Source organism: Paracoccus actinidiae (assembly GCF_030863885.1).
Classification (GTDB): Bacteria; Pseudomonadota; Alphaproteobacteria; order Rhodobacterales; family Rhodobacteraceae; genus Paracoccus; species Paracoccus everestensis.
Genome location: NZ_CP132956.1, coordinates 1,001,850 through 1,017,134, shown reverse-complemented (window position 1 = coordinate 1,017,134; position 15,285 = coordinate 1,001,850). Strand labels below are relative to the sequence as shown.

Genomic DNA, 15,285 nt, shown 5'->3' with positions numbered 1-15,285 from the left:
AGCTTCGGGAGGAAGCATCATGTCCAGCGAATGGCCGCTTTGGGAAATCTTCATCCGGGGCCAGCACGGCCTCAATCACCGCCACGTCGGCAGCCTGCACGCGCCTGACGCGGAAATGGCGATCCGCAATGCCCGCGACGTTTATACCCGCCGCAACGAGGGCGTGTCGATCTGGGTGGTGCGCTCGAACGACATCACCGCGTCCTCGCCTTCGGAAAAGGGGCCGCTTTACGATCCGTCGAACAGCAAGGTGTATCGCCATCCGACCTTCTTCGACATTCCCGATGAAATAGGGCATATGTGATGCCGTCCCTTCCCGACATGACCACCCCGAACCTGACCGCGCTTGCGGGTCAGGCCCTGGCCGAAAGCGGCCATGTCACCGTGCCCGCCCCCGATGCGGGGCAGGAACAGTTCAGCGAATGGCTGCAACGGCTGGGCGACAACTGCCTGATCCTGGGCCACCGCGTGTCGGAATGGTGCGGCCATGCCCCGGCATTGGAGGAAGACATCGCCCTTGCCAACCAGGCGCTTGACCTGATCGGCCAGTGCCAGTTGTGGCTGGGTCTTGCGGCGGAAGTCGAGGGCCGGGGACGCGACGCCGACGCGCTGGCCTACTTGCGCGACGCAGGCGCCTTCCGCAACCTGCTGCTGGTGGAACTGCCGAACGGCGATTTCGGCGTGACGCTGATGCGCCAGTTCCTGTTCGACGCCTTCCATATCGAACTGCTGCGGGCACTGAAGACCTCAAGCGACAGCCGCGTGGCAGACATCGCGGCCAAGGCCGAAAAGGAAGTGGCCTATCACCTGGAACGCTCGGCCGATCTGGTGATCCGCCTGGGCGACGGCACGGATGAAAGCCGCGCCCGAATGCAGGCCGCGCTGACCCGGTTGTGGGGCTATACGGGCGAGATGTTCGTGGACGATGCCGTGGATCAGGCCATGGCCGATGCCGGGATCGCGCCCCTGCCCTCATCGCTGCAAGCGGCTTGGGACAAGACCGTTGCGGCGGTCCTGGACGAGGCGACGCTGGCCGCGCCCACCGGCGCCTGGCAGCACAAGGGGGGCAAGAAGGGCATCCACACGGAACACCTGGGCTATATCCTGGCCGAGATGCAGTTCCTGCAGCGCGCCTATCCCGGCGCCAAGTGGTGACGCCATGGCAACCACGACGCTGCCCCACACCGACCAGATCTGGGAATGGCTGTCGCAGGTGCCGGACCCGGAAATCCCCGTCATCAGCCTGACCGACCTGGGCATCATCCGCGACGTGCAGTGGCAGGGCGACACGCTGGTGGTCACGGTCACGCCCACCTACTCCGGCTGCCCCGCGACCGGCATCATCAACCTGGACATCGAGACCGCGCTCCGCGCCCACGGGATCCAGAAGCTGGAACTGAAACGCCAGCTTGCCCCCGCCTGGACGACCGACTGGATCACCGCCGAGGGGCGCGAGAAGCTGCGCGCCTATGGCATCGCGCCCCCGGTCGATGGCACGGCGGCAGACGGTGTGCTGGCGGGGCGGGTGTCGCGCCTGATGGGCAACAACCTGACCATCCAGTGCCCGCGCTGCGGATCGACCAAGACGGAAAAGGTCAGCCAGTTCGGCTCGACCCCCTGCAAGGCCAGCTATCGCTGCACCGACTGCCTGGAACCCTTCGACTATTTCAAGTGCATCTGACTGCACGCCCCTCTTCAAGTCCGAGGAAAGACACCCCGATGGCACGCTTTCTGCCCCTGAAGGTCACCGATGTGCGCCGCGAAACCCGCGATGCGGTCGTGCTGACGCTGGCCCCGCGCGACGAGGATCGCGCCCTGTTCGATTTCACCCAAGGCCAATACCTGACCTTCCGCCGCAGCTTCGACGGCGAGGAACTGCGCCGGTCCTATTCCATCTGCGCGGGCGTGGATGACGGCTGCCTTCAGGTCGGCATCAAGCGCGTCGATGGCGGTGCCTTTTCCACCTGGGTCAACGAGAACCTGGCACCGGGCGACGAGATCGAGGCGATGCCGCCGATGGGCAAGTTCTCGATGCCGCTCGACCCGGATGCCGCGCGCCATTACGTCGGTTTCGCCGCCGGATCCGGAATCACGCCGGTCCTGTCCATCGTCAAGACGGTTCTGCGCCGCGAACCGAAGTCGCGCTTTACGCTGGTCTATGCCAACCGCCAGATCAGCAGCATCATGTTCCGCGAGGAACTGGAGGATCTGAAGAACCTTTACCTGGGCCGCTTCTCGGTCCTGCATGTGCTGGAGAGCGAGGCGCAGGAGATCGACCTGTTCACCGGCCGCATCGACGCCGCCAAGATGACCGCGCTGTTCGATCGCTGGATCGACCCGAAATCGGTGGACGCCGCCTTCATCTGCGGGCCGGAACCGATGATGCTGACCGTGGCGCAGTCGCTGCGCGACCACGGGTTGCGCGACGACCAGATCCGGTTCGAGCTGTTCGCCTCCAGCCAGCCGGGCCGCGCCAAGGCCCGCCCCGTGTCCAAGACCACCGAGGCGGGCGAGGGAACGCAGGCCACCGTGACGCTGGACGGCGCCACCCGCAGCTTTGCCATGCCGCGCGAAGGGCAGACGATCCTGGACGCCGCCATCGCCAACAATCTTGACGCGCCCTATTCCTGCAAGGCGGGCGTCTGTTCGACCTGCCGCTGCAAGGTCGTGGAAGGCGAGGTCGAGATGGCCGTGAACCACGCCTTGGAAGATTATGAGGTGCGCGCGGGCTATGTCCTGTCCTGCCAGTCCTATCCGCTGACCGACCGCGTGGTCGTCACCTATGACGAATGAGGGCGCCATGAACGACACGATGAACATCGAGGACTATCTGGCCCAGGGCGGCGTCCTGACCGTTCCCGGCAACGTGCCCGCCCGTTATCGGGGCGAGTTGCTGCGGTTGATGTCGTCCTTTGTGGACAGCGAACTGGCGGCATCCGCAGGCTTCGCGTCCTCCATCAACTTCGCGCCCGGTATCAAGGAACGCATCAGCGCCAGCCGGATCACGCTGGAAAAGGCCGACCATGCCGAACGCGTGCTGGCGGTGATGGGCGATTTCGGCACCGATACCCGCCGGTATCAGACCCAGCACGACTGGGCCGCCCGCATTGACCGCGACACCGACCTGGGCACGACGCGCCGCGAAGGCGATATGCGCCTGTCGGTGTTCCATTATCCGATCAATGGCTGGACCGATGCGGTGGTGATGAACGTGCTGCAGGGGCTGGCGACCGGCGTGCAGATGCAGGAACTGACCCGCATCTCCTATGCCCCCCTAGCCGAGGTCTTCCGCGAGATCGCCCCGCGAGAGGCCCGCCACGCCGAACTGGGGCTGGAGGGGCTGACGCGCATCGTGGAAACCGACGCCGGCCGGGCCGAGGCACAGGCGAGCCTTGCCTATTGGCGCCCCCGCGTCGCGGCGGGCTTCGGCGTGGCGAACTCGGCCCGGTATGACACGCAGGCGCGGTTCGGTATCCGCCACACCCCGAATGAAACGCTGCTGGCCCAGTGGGAGCAGCTGACGAACGAACATCTGGCGGCCTTGGGTCTTTGACCCCGGCGGCCTTGGACGAACTAGAAGGACAAGCCATGACCATCACGCTTCGCGCGCCGCGCCGCCTGGAAAGCTATCTTTGCGGGGAATGGGTGCCCGGCGCGAAGGAAGGGCAGACCCTTCTGGACGCGGCCACCGGCGATCCGGTGGCGACCATCGATTCCACTGGCCTGGATTTCCGGGCGGCGCTTGACCATGGCCGCGCCAAGGCGGGACCGAAGCTGCGGGCGATGACCTTCCACGAACGCGCAGGAATGCTGAAGGCGCTTGGCCTGGCGCTGATGGCGCAGAAGGAAGACTTCTACACCGAAAGCCTGCATACCGGCGCGACCCGCGCCGATGGCTGGGTCGATATCGAGGGCGGCATCGGCACCATGCTGACCTTTGCCTCGAAGGGACGGCGCGAACTGCCGAACACCCGCGTGCTGACCGATGGCGAGGTGGAGGTGCTGTCCAAGGACAACAGCTTCAGCGCCCAGCATATCCTGTCGCCGCTGCATGGCGTGGCGATCCACATCAACGCCTTCAACTTCCCCGTCTGGGGGATGCTGGAAAAGATCGCGCCCACCCTGCTGGCGGGCGTGCCCTGCCTGGTGAAGCCCGCCAGCCAGACCGCCTATCTGACCGAACTGGTGGTGCGCCGCATCATCGACACGGGCATCCTGCCCGAAGGCGCGCTGCAACTGGTGTGCGGATCGGTGGGCGACCTGCTGGACCATGTCACCGAACAGGACGCCGTGACCTTCACCGGGTCGGCCCATACCGGGCGCAAGCTGAAGACGCACCCGGCGATAGTCAATCATTCCGTCCGCTTCACGATGGAGGCCGACAGCCTGAACGCCACCATCCTCGGCCCCGACGCGGTGGCGGGCACGCCCGAGTTCGACCTGTTCGTGAAGGAAGTCGCGCGCGAGATGACCAGCAAGGCGGGCCAGAAATGCACCGCCATCCGCCGCGTCATCGCCCCGCGCGGACAGGTGGACGCCCTGATCTCCGCCCTGCGCGACCGTCTGGACAAGACCGCCCTGGGGATGCCGGGGGACGAGGGCACGCGCATGGGTCCGCTTGCCAGCCTGGGCCAGCGGGACGAGGTCCAGGCACGGATCCGCGAATTGCAGGCGGTGGCGGAAATCGTGGCGGGCAACCCCGATAACGTGCGCGTCGGATCGGGCGATGCCGAGAAAGGCGCCTTCCTGAACCCGGTCCTGCTTCATGCCGCCAACCCGTTCGAGGCCGACGCGGTGCATGATTGCGAGGCTTTCGGGCCGGTTTCCACCGTCATGGGCTATGACAACATCGACGAGGCGGTGGCTTTGGCCGCGCGCGGGCGGGGGTCGCTGGTGTCCTCGGTCTTCACCGACGACAAGGACGTGGCCGAACGCGTCGTGCTGGGCGTGGCCCCCTTCCATGGGCGGGTGCTGATCGGCAACCGCGCCTCGGCCAAGTCGTCCACCGGGCACGGATCACCGCTGGCGCCGCTGGTCCATGGCGGGCCCGGCCGCGCCGGCGGGGGCGAGGAAATGGGCGGCATCCGCGGCGTCAAGCACTTCATGCAGCGCACTGCGGTCCAAGGAACGCCCCGCCTGCTGTCGGCCGTCACGGGCCGCTGGATCGAGGGCGCGGATACCCAGGCGGGCGACCACCCCTTCCGCAAGTCGCTGGCCGAACTGCGCATCGGCGACCAGCTGGTCACGGCGGCGCGGCAGGTCACGCTGGAGGATGTCGAGCATTTCGCGGAATTCACCGGCGACACCTTCTATGCCCACATGGACAGCGATGCTGCCAAAGCCAACCCCTTCTTCGACGACCGTGTGGCCCATGGCTATCTGATCGCGTCCTTTGCGGCGGGGCTGTTCGTTGAACCAAATCCCGGCCCGGTGCTGGCAAACTATGGCGTGGACAACCTGCGCTTCCTGACCCCCGTCTATTTCGGCGACACGTTGCAGGTCCGCCTGACCTGCAAGGAGATCAACCCGCGCGAAAACGCCGGCCACGGAGAGGTCCGCTGGGACTGTCAGGTCACGAACCAGAACGGCGCCGTGGTTGCGCAATATGACGTGCTGACGATGGTGGCGAAACAATGGCCGCCCGTCGCAACACCCATGGCGTGATGGTTGCCTGCGGCTTGCCGGTGAGGCGCAGGAGACGTGGCCCCGACAGGGTGCTTGCTTGCGCCATCATCCACCACGGGGTGCGTGCAAGCACGCACCCTACGGGTTAACGCACCGCCTTGATCCCCTCCAGGATCAGCGTGGTCGCGACATCCGCATAATCCTCGCGGCTGATACGGCCGCCGTCCTTGAACCACATATAGACCCAGTTCATCATGCCAAACAGCGACATGGTGACAGGCATCAGCAGCGGGCGTTCGCGGGTGTTGAGGCCGGGGTTGATCTGGTCCAGCACCGCCGAGAACCGCTTCACGATCCCCCGCTCGACCTCCATGATCTGCGCCTTCTGGTCGTCGGTCAGGGCGGCGGTGCCGTTCAACTGCACCTTGTGCTGGTTGTCGGCCCCGCGATAGCCGTCGAGAACCGCGCCAACCAGGCTTCGCAGACGCTGATGCGGCGGCAAGGCGGGGTCGTCGGCGGCCTGGATCGCCTCGTCTAGTTCTTCCAGATGCGTGATGATGATCGCAAAGATCAGTGCATCCTTGGACGGATAGTAATGATACAGCAGCGCCTTGCTGACCTGGGCCTGCTGGGCGATCTGGGACATCGACGCCTTGTCCATGCCCTGTTCGGCAAAGACAAGCGCCGCATGATCCAGGATGCTGCGGCTCTTTTCCTCGAAATCCTGTGCCCGCGTCCGAGCCATGGGGTCACTTTCCTGCTGGACAATCATCCGCCGCTTTAACCGGGGGTCGCGGCAAAGTCACCATCACCCCCGGCGCGGTTGTCACTCTTTCGGGCGGTTGTCGATCACCCGCTTGGCCTTGCCTTCCGACCGGGCGATGCCGCCGGGATCGCGCACCTCGATCCGGGTCGAGACGCCCACCACCGACTTGATGTGATGCGACAGTTCCCTGGCCGCTGCCGCGCGGGCATCGGCTGCGGCGTGATCGCCGGCGCATTCCACATGGACGGTCATCGTGTCCATGCGGCCCGACCGGGTCAGCTCGATCTGGAAATGCGGCGCGAGGCCTGGGCATTTCAGGATCTGCTCCTCGATCTGAGTCGGGAAGACGTTGACTCCGCGCAGGATGATCATGTCGTCGGACCGGCCCGTAATCTTCTCGATCCGGCGCATGGACCGCGCGGTGCCGGGCAGAAGCCGCGTCAGGTCGCGGGTGCGGTAACGCACCATCGGCAGACCTTCCTTGGTCAGCGTGGTGAAGACCAGTTCGCCCATCTCGCCATCGGGCAGAACCTCGCCGGTCACGGGGTCGACGATTTCCGGATAGAAGTGGTCTTCCCAGATATGCAGCCCGTCCTTGGTTTCGACGCATTCCATTGCGACACCCGGCCCCATCACCTCGGACAGGCCATAGATGTCGACGGCGTGCATATCGAAGGCGTCCTCGATTTCCTGGCGCATGGCGTTCGTCCAGGGCTCGGCGCCGAAGATGCCGACCTGCAACGACGATTCGCGCGGGTCCAAGCCCTGGCGGCGGAATTCGTCCAGGATCGACAGCATATAGCTGGGCGTCACCATGATGATGCGCGGCTTGAAGTCGTTGATCAGCGTCACCTGCCGTTCGGTCATGCCGCCCGACATGGGAACGACCGTGCAACCCAGACGCTCGGCCCCGTAATGCGCGCCAAGCCCGCCGGTGAACAGGCCATAGCCATAGGCGTTGTGCAGCATGTCGCCGGGCCGCCCTCCGGCCGCGCGGATCGACCGGGCGATCAGGTTCGCCCAGTGGTCGATATCGGCCTGGGTATAGCCCACCACGGTCGGCTTGCCGGTGGTGCCCGACGATCCGTGGATGCGCACCAGCTTGGACTGCGGCACGGCGAACATGCCGAAGGGATAGCAGTCGCGCAGATCCTGCTTGGTGGTAAAGGGAAACCTGGCGATGTCCTTCAGGGTCTTCAGATCCTCGGGGTGGACATCGGCCTTGATGAACTGGTTGCGGTAGAAGGGCGAGTTTTCAAACGCGTGCTTCAGCGACCGCTTCATGCGGTGGAACTGCAGCGCCTCGATCTCGTCGCGCGACGCGGTCTCGATCGGGTCGAGATCCTTGGGGTTCGGGGTCAGGTCTTCCATGGGTCTCCTCCCTCTCGGTGCGGTCAGGCGGGCAGATGGGTGCCCTTGACGGTGCGCGAATGGCCGCGGAACTCGGCCACGTGGTCGCCGTCCTGGTTGGTGATGCGGATGTCGTAGATGCCTGACCGGCCCCGGCGCGACGTTTCCGTGGCGGTGGCGGTCAGCCGATCGCCGATGCGGCCCGGGATCAGGTAGGTGATCGAGCAATGCTGCGCCACGACCATCTGGTTGTAGCTGTTGCAGGCAAAGGCAAAGGCACTGTCCGCCAGCGTGAAGATATAGCCGCCGTGGCAGTTCCCATGCCCGTTCGACATGGCGTCCGTGACCGTCATGGACAACGTGGCCTGTCCCGGCGCGATGTGGTCCAGGGTCATGCCAAGCCGCTGGCTGGCCGAGTCGTCGTTCCACATGGCCTGGGCCGAGGCTTCGGCGATCTCCTGCGGGGTCATGTCGCTGATGGGCTTCATTTGCCGGTGAACCGCGCGGAGCGCTTTTCCAGGAAGGCAGTGACGCCCTCGGCATAGTCCGCACTGCGGCCCGCCTGCTGCTGGCAGTCGCGTTCGGCGTCAAGCTGCTGGTCGAGGCTGTTGGTCGCCGCGTCCTGGATCAGCCGTTTGGTCAGGCCCAGGCCCAGGGTCGGGCCTGCGGCGAGTGACCGGGCCAACGTTTCCGCCTCGGCCATCAGGTCGGCATCCTCGACCGCTTTCCAGATCAGCCCCCAGTCGGCGGCCTTTTCGGCCATCAGCGGTTCGGCCGTCAGGGCAAGCGCCTTGGCGCGCGGTTCACCCAGGATGCGGGCCAGCGACCAGGTGCCGCCCGCATCGGGGATCAGGCCGATCTTAGCGAAGGCCTGGATGAACTTCACCGATTTCGCCGCCAGAACGATGTCGCAGGCGAAGGCGATGTTGGCCCCCGCCCCTGCCGCCACGCCGTTGACCGCGCAGACGGCCGGCTTTTCCAGAGACCGGATCAGCCGCAGCGTCGGGTTGTAGAAGGTGTCCAGCGTTTTCCCCAGATCCGGCGCAGGACCGCCCTTGCGGGGATCGCGGTCGCCCAGATCCTGGCCCGCGCAAAATCCGCGCCCCGCCCCGGTCAGCAGCACCGCCCGAACGGCCGAATCGTCGTGCGCCCGCTGGATGCCTTCGCGCAGCGCCAAGTGCATTTCCTCGTTGAAGGAATTCAGCTTGTCGGGACGGTTCAACGTCAGCGTCAGCACGCCATCGGCAAGCGCCGACAGCACCGTGGGGGATGCGGTCATGGTCTTCTCCCTTCGCGCCGATTTCTCGGCCTCCTCGCAGAAATATGTTGCATAAACCGACCGGCCGGTCAATGATATTCGCAAGCCGGAGGAGGAACCGGCGGAGGAGCCCATGACCGATTTCTTTGCCCGCCATCGCCAGATGCTGGACGACGCCGTCCGGGCGCTTCACGCGCGGACATTCTGGACCCCCTTCCCCGAGGTGCCCAGCGGGAAAATCTATGGCGAAACCGCCAAGGCGGATGGCGAAGCCAGCTATGCCGCGCTGCTGGGCCAGCCCTTCGCAATGCCCGGCCATCCCGAACAGCACCGTCTGGGGGCCGAGGTTTCGCCCTGGGGCGATTCGCTGAACATCACTTATCCGGCGGCGGATGCGCCTGCGGTGATCGCGGCGGCGCAGGGCGCGGCCGACGATCTTGCATCGGCCAGCGTGGAACAGCGCGTTGGCGCCTGCCTTGAGATCCTGTCGCGATTGAACCGGATCAGCTTCCTGATGGGCCACGCGACCATGCACACCACGGGCCAGGCATTCGCCATGGCCTTCCAGGCGGGCGGACCGCACGCGCAGGATCGCGGGTTGGAAGCGGTCGTCATGGCCTACGCCGAAATGACCCGCTTTGCCGATGCTGCCCGCTGGGAAAAGCCCCAGGGCAAGGCCGCGCCCTTGGTGATCGACAAGCAATGGACGCTGGTGCCTGCCGGTCTCGCGCTTGCCATCGGCTGCAACACCTTCCCCACCTGGAACAGCTATCCCGGCATCTTCGCCAGCCTCGCCACCGGGAACCCGGTGATCGTGAAGCCGCATCCTGCCGCGATCCTGCCGCTGGCCCTGACCGTGCAGGTCGCGCGCGAGGTGATGGCGGAAGCCTGCCTGCCCGCCGATGCGATCCTGCTGGCCGTGGATGAACCGGGGGCCGAGATCACCAAGCAACTGGCGACCGATCCCGCCGTGCGGCTGATCGACTATACCGGGTCGTCCACCTTCGGGAACTGGCTGCGCGCGAACGCGACGCAGGCGCAACTGTTCACCGAAGAAACCGGCGTCAACAGCATCGTCATCGCCGCCACCGACGATTTCGACGGGATGTGCGCGAATCTGGCGTTCTCGCTGTCGCTCTACTCCGGGCAGATGTGCACCTCGCCGCAGAACATCTATGTACCGAAGGGCGGGATAGACACGGGCCAAGGCCACAAATCCTTCGATCAGGTGGCCGAAGGTCTGGCCGCAGCTATCGACCGGCTTCTGGCCGATCCGAAGCAGGCGGCAGGTATCTGCGGCGCGATTGCCAATCCCGCGACGCGCGACCGCGTGGAACAGGCCCGTGCCCAAGGCCACGTTATCCGCGACGGCACGCCGCTGTTGCTGGCGGTGGATCCGGGCGCAGCCATCGCGCAGGATGAATGCTTCGGACCCGTGGCCTTTGTCATCCCCTGCGCCGACGCGGACGACGGCGTCGCCCGCGCCGCAGGTCTGGCCGCGACCAAGGGCGCCATCACTGCCGCGCTTTACGACACCGAGGATGCCCGCATTGCACGCGCCGTTCGCGCCTTCGCCCGCGCGGGGGTCAACCTGTCGGTCAACCTGACCGGCAACATCTTCGTCAACCAGTCGGCAGCCTTCAGCGATTTCCATGTGACGGGTGCGAACCCGGCCGGAAACGCCAGCCTGACCGACACCGCCTTTGTCGCGACCCGCTTTCGCCGCGTGATGTGGCGCAGGCCCGCCGCCGCTACCGTTTAACCAAGTTCTCTGGGGAGGAGACGACAATGCACAAGACCCTGACCACCACGGCCCTTGCCACCCTGCTGGCCCTTGGCGCCACCGCCGCATCCGCCGAAATCCGCATCGGCGCATCGGTTTCCGCCACCGGCCCTGCCGCCTTCCTGGGCGATCCCGAGGCGAAGACGGTGGAAATGTTGGTCGAGCAGATCAACGAGGCGGGCGGCGTCAACGGCGAGGAAATCGCGCTGACGCTTTATGACGACGGCGGCGACCCGAACAAGGCGCGCACCTTCGCCACCCGCCTGATCGAGGATGACGAGGTCGTGGCGATCATCGGCGGGTCCACCACCGGCACCTCCATGTCGATCCTGTCGGTGGCCGAGGACAACGAGATCCCCTTTATCTCGCTGGCCGGCGCCATCGACATCATCGACCCCGTAAAGCCCTTCACCTTCAAGACCCCGCACACCGACCGCATGGCCTGCCAGAAGATCTTCGAGGACATGCAGAAGCAGAACATCACCACCATCGGCATGATCTCGGGCACCGACGGCTTTGGCGCATCGATGCAGGCGCAGTGCAAGGACGTGGTCGGCGAATACGGCATCACGGTCGCCGCGGACGAGACCTATAACCCGACCGACGCCGACATGACCACGCAGCTGACCAAGATCCGCAACACCGAGGGCGTGCAGGCCGTGCTGAACCCCGGCTTTGGCCAGGGTCCGTCCATCGTGACGCGCAACTATCGCCAGCTGGCGATCGACCTGCCGCTGTATCAGTCGCACGGCGTGGCATCCGACGGCTTTATCGAACTGGCGGGCGCCGAGGCGGCCGAGGGCGTGCGCCTGCCCGGCACCGCGCTGCTGATTGCGGACCAGTTGGGTGCGGACGATCCGCAAAAGGGCGTGGTCGATGCCTACAAGACCGCATTCGAGGAAAAGACCGGCACCTCGGTCGGCACATTCGGCGGCTATGCCCATGACGCCTTCCTCATCCTGACCGACGCCATCAAGCGCGCCGGCAGCGCCGAGCCGCAGGCGATCCGCGACGCCATCGAGGCGACCGAAGGCCTGGCCGGCACCACCGGCATCTATACCATGTCGGCCGACAACCACCTGGGCCTCGACCTGTCCGCCTTCCGCATGCTGGAAATCAAGGGCGGCGAATGGAACGTGGTGGAGTGATCCGCTGACCGCCGCGCCCCGTCGCGGGCGCGGCCTCACCTGACAATCTTGGGGTCGCCATGGCGGAACTGCTGCAATTCCTGTTTTCGGGCGTGACGGTCGGCGCGGTCTATGCGCTTGTCGCGCTTGGTTTCACGATCATCTACAACGCATCCGACGTGGTGAACTTCGCGCAAGGCGAATTCGTCATGCTGGGGGGAATGCTGACCTTCGTGTGCCACGCGGCGGGCCTGCCCCTGCCGCTGGCCGCGCTGATCGCCATTGTCGTTACCTCGGTCGTGGGTGTCGCGATGAACAAGCTGGCGATCGAGCCCGCGCGCGGCGCGCCTGTCGTATCGCTCATCATCATCACCATCGGCGCGTCGATCTTCATCCGGGGGGCTGCGCAACTGCTGTTCGGCAAGCAGATCCACAGCTTTCCGGCCTTTTCCGGCGACACGCCGCTGCGCATCGGCGGGGCCACCATCCTGCCGCAAAGCCTGTGGGTGATCGGCGGCGCGGTGGTGGTCTTCGTGGGCCTGTGGCTGTTCTTCACCCGCACGCTGACGGGCCGGGCGGTGCTGGCCACGTCGAACAACCGGCTGGCCGCGCAACTGGTGGGCATCAACACGGGCTTCGTGATGACGCTCTCCTTCGCGCTGTCGGCGGGCATCGGCGCGCTTGCGGGCGTGCTGGCGACGCCGATCACGCTGACCTCCTATGACGTGGGCTTGGCCTTCGCGCTGAAAGGCTTTGCCGCCGCCATGCTGGGGGGCATGGGCAACCCCAAGGGCGCACTTGTGGGCGGCTTCCTTCTGGGCCTGATCGAGGCGCTGACGGCCGGATACCTGTCCTCGCAATACAAGGACGCCGCGGCCTTTGTCGTGATCCTGCTGGTGCTGTTCTTCATGCCGCAGGGCCTGTTCGGCGCCAAATCGACCGAGCGGGTGTGACCATGAAGCTGACGCCGAAAACCGCCACGCTGCTGGTCTTGGTCGTTCTGGTCGCCCTGTCGCCGCTGCTGTTCCCCTCGGGCTATTACTACCGCGTCGGCGCCCTGATCTTCGTAAACGCCATTGCCGTGACCGGCATCGTGATCCTGACCGGATATGCGGGTCAGATCAGCCTGGGCCATGCCGGATTCGCAGGCATCGGCGCCTATGCCTGCGCGCTTGCGCCCCTCCATCTGGGCCTGCATCCCTCGCTGGCGCTGCTCCTGGGCGCCGCCATTTCGGCAGTCCTGGCCTATCTGGTCGGCCGTCCGATCCTGCGGCTGAAGGGTTATTACCTGGGCGTCGCCACCCTGGGTTTCGGCATCCTGGTGTCGATGGTCCTGAACAACGAACGGCAACTGACCGGCGGTCCCGACGGGATGGAAGTGCCGGACCTGGGCCTGCGCGGGCTGCTGAAAGACGCCGGGCTGGACCTGACCAACGGCCAGTTCTGGTATTTCTTCTGCGGCATCGTCCTGATCCTGGCCGCATGGCTGGCGCTGAACCTGTTCAACAGCCCCACCGGCCGCGCCCTGCGCGCGCTACATGGATCCGAGGTCGCGGCGCGCACCGTGGGCGTGGACGTGGCCCGGCTGAAGCTGCAGGCCTTCGTAATCTCGGCGGTCTATGCCTCGGTCTCGGGGTCGCTGCTGGCGCTGCAGAACAAGTTCATCACGCCGGATGTCGCGGGCTTCATGCACTCGATCGAGATGGTGACCATGGCCGTCCTGGGCGGCGTTGGATCGGTCCTGGGCGCGATCTTCGGGACGGCGGTGCTGACGCTGCTGCCGCAGGTGCTGACGGTCTTTGCCGAATATGAACAGCTTGTGCTGGGCCTTGTGATGATGCTGGTGATGATCTTCCTGCCGCAGGGGCTGCTGCCGTCGATCCTGCGCAAGGTCCGGGGGAAAGACGAATGACCGCGCTTCTGTCCATCGAGGGCCTGGGCATCAGCTTCGGCGGCCTCAAGGCCGTGAACGATGTCAGCTTCGTCGTGGAACCGGGCGAGATCACGTCCGTCATCGGGCCGAACGGCGCGGGCAAGACCACGCTGTTCAACATGATCTCGGGCGTCTATCAGCCCGGCCAGGGCCGCGTGGTCCTGGGTGGAGAGGACGTGACCGGCATGGCCCCGCATTTGCTGGCCCGGCGCGGTATGTCGCGGACCTTCCAGAACCTGCAGATCTTCCAGTCCATGACCGTGCTGGAAAACGCCATCTCAGGCTATCACCTCAAGGAACGCGGGCCGGTTCTGGCGGACCTGTTCAACCTGCCCTCATCCCGCCGCCGCGCCGCCGCTGCGCAGGAAGGCGCGCGCGCGCTTCTGGCCCGCGTGGGCTTGGAACGCGCGGCCGAGCGCGAGGCCGGGAACCTGTCCTATGGCGCGCTGAAACGGCTGGAGATTGCCCGCGCCCTGGCGCTGTCGCCGAAAATCCTGCTGCTGGACGAACCCGCCGCAGGCTGCAACGCGGTCGAGACCGAGGAGATCGACCACCTGATCGCCGAGGTCGCGAAATCCGGCGTGGCGATCCTGCTGGTCGAACACGACATGAAGATGGTCATGCGCATCTCGAACCATATCGTCGTGCTGGACCACGGCGAAAAGATCGCCGAGGGCGATCCCGCCAGCGTCAGCCGCAACCCGGCGGTCATTGCCGCATACCTTGGAACGGAGGCCGCCCATGCTGACGGTTGAAGGGCTGCGGTCGCGCTATGGCCGTATCGAGGTCTTGCACGGCATCGACCTGAACGTCCAGTCGGGCGAGATCGTCACCGTTGTCGGGGCCAACGGCGCGGGCAAGACGACGCTGCTGAAATGCCTGTCGGGCACGCAGCCGGTATCGGGCGGCACCATTACCTTCCGGGGCGAGGCTCTGACCGGCGTTCCCGCGCATCGCCGCCCTGCGCGCGGCCTGACCCAATCACCTGAAGGACGCCAGATCTTCACCAACCTGACGGTCGAGGAAAACCTCCGCCTGGGTGCCTATCTGTTCACCGACGACCGCGTGGAAAAGGACATGGAGGACGCCTTTGGGATGTTCCCCATCCTGCGCGAAAAACGCAACCTGCCCGCGGGCGGTCTGTCGGGAGGGCAGCAGCAGATGCTGGCCATGGCCCGCGCGCTGATGGGCCGTCCGTCCTGCCTGTTGCTGGACGAGCCGTCGATGGGCCTGGCCCCGATCATCGTGCAGCAGATCTTCGACGTGGTCAGCGGGTTGAAGGCGCTTGGGGTCACGGTCCTGCTGGTCGAACAGAACGCCTTTGGCGCGCTGAAGATCGCCGATCGGGGCTATGTCATGGAGACCGGCCGCATCACCATGTCCGGCGCGGCGGCGGACCTGATCGCCGACCCCCGCATTCGCGCGGCTTATCTGGGGATATGA

The 15,285-nt window shown here is 65.8% G+C and carries 16 protein-coding genes; 12 read left to right on the top strand and 4 right to left on the bottom strand.

Annotation, left to right across the window (positions count from 1 at the left end; all coding sequences use genetic code 11):
- Window positions 1-19 precede the first annotated feature (19 nt).
- From paaB to paaZ, 6 genes are read left to right on the top strand one after another with little or no spacing between them, the layout of a single operon-like run.
- Complete coding sequence (gene paaB, locus Q5701_RS05175; RefSeq protein ID WP_306754134.1) at window positions 20-304, top strand: 1,2-phenylacetyl-CoA epoxidase subunit PaaB; 285 nt, start codon at window positions 20-22, stop codon at window positions 302-304.
- Window positions 304-1,155 carry a 1,2-phenylacetyl-CoA epoxidase subunit PaaC gene (gene paaC / locus Q5701_RS05170; RefSeq protein WP_306754133.1) on the top strand — a complete coding sequence of 284 codons (852 nt, stop codon included), beginning with the start codon at window positions 304-306 and terminating at the stop codon, window positions 1,153-1,155. Before paaB ends, paaC begins: the two co-directional genes overlap by 1 nt.
- A 4-nt stretch (window positions 1,156-1,159) precedes the next feature.
- Window positions 1,160-1,681, top strand: coding sequence for a 1,2-phenylacetyl-CoA epoxidase subunit PaaD (paaD, locus tag Q5701_RS05165; protein WP_306754132.1), 522 nt, complete (start codon window positions 1,160-1,162; stop codon window positions 1,679-1,681).
- Window positions 1,682-1,719: 38 nt separating this feature from the next.
- On the top strand, window positions 1,720-2,793 hold the full coding sequence (gene paaE / locus Q5701_RS05160; protein ID WP_306754130.1) for a 1,2-phenylacetyl-CoA epoxidase subunit PaaE: 1,074 nt from the start codon (window positions 1,720-1,722) through the stop codon (window positions 2,791-2,793).
- Window positions 2,794-2,800: 7 nt separating this feature from the next.
- The gene (locus Q5701_RS05155) at window positions 2,801-3,553 is read left to right on the top strand and encodes a Phenylacetic acid catabolic protein (protein WP_306754129.1); all 753 of its coding nucleotides are present in this window, start codon (window positions 2,801-2,803) and stop codon (window positions 3,551-3,553) included.
- Window positions 3,554-3,588: 35 nt separating this feature from the next.
- Window positions 3,589-5,664 carry a phenylacetic acid degradation bifunctional protein PaaZ gene (paaZ, locus tag Q5701_RS05150; RefSeq protein WP_306754127.1) on the top strand — a complete coding sequence of 692 codons (2,076 nt, stop codon included), beginning with the start codon at window positions 3,589-3,591 and terminating at the stop codon, window positions 5,662-5,664.
- A 106-nt stretch (window positions 5,665-5,770) separates the two neighbouring features.
- Here the strand turns inward: paaZ and Q5701_RS05145 are convergent, their stop codons facing one another.
- The 4 genes from Q5701_RS05145 to paaG all read right to left on the bottom strand — a co-directional run bounded on the left by Q5701_RS05145 (window position 5,771) and on the right by paaG (window position 9,020).
- Window positions 5,771-6,370, bottom strand: a complete 600-nt coding sequence (locus Q5701_RS05145; protein WP_306754125.1) for a TetR/AcrR family transcriptional regulator — start codon at window positions 6,368-6,370, stop codon at window positions 5,771-5,773.
- A gap of 81 nt (window positions 6,371-6,451) precedes the next feature.
- A complete protein-coding gene (paaK, locus tag Q5701_RS05140) occupies window positions 6,452-7,762 on the bottom strand; it encodes a phenylacetate--CoA ligase PaaK (protein ID WP_306754124.1) in 1,311 nt (436 codons plus the stop codon).
- Between the two features lie 23 nt (window positions 7,763-7,785).
- Window positions 7,786-8,211 (bottom strand): hydroxyphenylacetyl-CoA thioesterase PaaI, encoded by a 426-nt coding sequence (gene paaI / locus Q5701_RS05135; protein WP_306755342.1) that lies wholly within the window; start codon window positions 8,209-8,211, stop codon window positions 7,786-7,788.
- A gap of 14 nt (window positions 8,212-8,225) precedes the next feature.
- Window positions 8,226-9,020, bottom strand: coding sequence for a 2-(1,2-epoxy-1,2-dihydrophenyl)acetyl-CoA isomerase PaaG (gene paaG, locus Q5701_RS05130; RefSeq protein ID WP_306754123.1), 795 nt, complete (start codon window positions 9,018-9,020; stop codon window positions 8,226-8,228).
- Between the two features lie 112 nt (window positions 9,021-9,132).
- Here paaG and paaN point away from each other — a divergent pair, with 112 nt between their 5' ends.
- From paaN to Q5701_RS05100, 6 genes are read left to right on the top strand one after another with little or no spacing between them, the layout of a single operon-like run.
- Window positions 9,133-10,761, top strand: coding sequence for a phenylacetic acid degradation protein PaaN (paaN, locus tag Q5701_RS05125; protein ID WP_306754121.1), 1,629 nt, complete (start codon window positions 9,133-9,135; stop codon window positions 10,759-10,761).
- Between the two features lie 26 nt (window positions 10,762-10,787).
- Window positions 10,788-11,930, top strand: coding sequence for an ABC transporter substrate-binding protein (locus Q5701_RS05120; protein WP_306754120.1), 1,143 nt, complete (start codon window positions 10,788-10,790; stop codon window positions 11,928-11,930).
- A gap of 59 nt (window positions 11,931-11,989) precedes the next feature.
- Window positions 11,990-12,862, top strand: coding sequence for a branched-chain amino acid ABC transporter permease (locus tag Q5701_RS05115; RefSeq protein WP_306754118.1), 873 nt, complete (start codon window positions 11,990-11,992; stop codon window positions 12,860-12,862).
- A 2-nt stretch (window positions 12,863-12,864) separates the two neighbouring features.
- A complete protein-coding gene (locus Q5701_RS05110) occupies window positions 12,865-13,821 on the top strand; it encodes a branched-chain amino acid ABC transporter permease (protein ID WP_306754116.1) in 957 nt (318 codons plus the stop codon).
- Window positions 13,818-14,597: an ABC transporter ATP-binding protein gene (locus tag Q5701_RS05105; RefSeq protein ID WP_306754113.1), complete on the top strand. Its 780-nt coding sequence runs from the start codon at window positions 13,818-13,820 to the stop codon at window positions 14,595-14,597. Before Q5701_RS05110 ends, Q5701_RS05105 begins: the two co-directional genes overlap by 4 nt.
- On the top strand, window positions 14,584-15,285 hold the full coding sequence (locus Q5701_RS05100; protein WP_306754111.1) for an ABC transporter ATP-binding protein: 702 nt from the start codon (window positions 14,584-14,586) through the stop codon (window positions 15,283-15,285). The genes Q5701_RS05105 and Q5701_RS05100 overlap by 14 nt, the downstream gene beginning before the upstream one ends.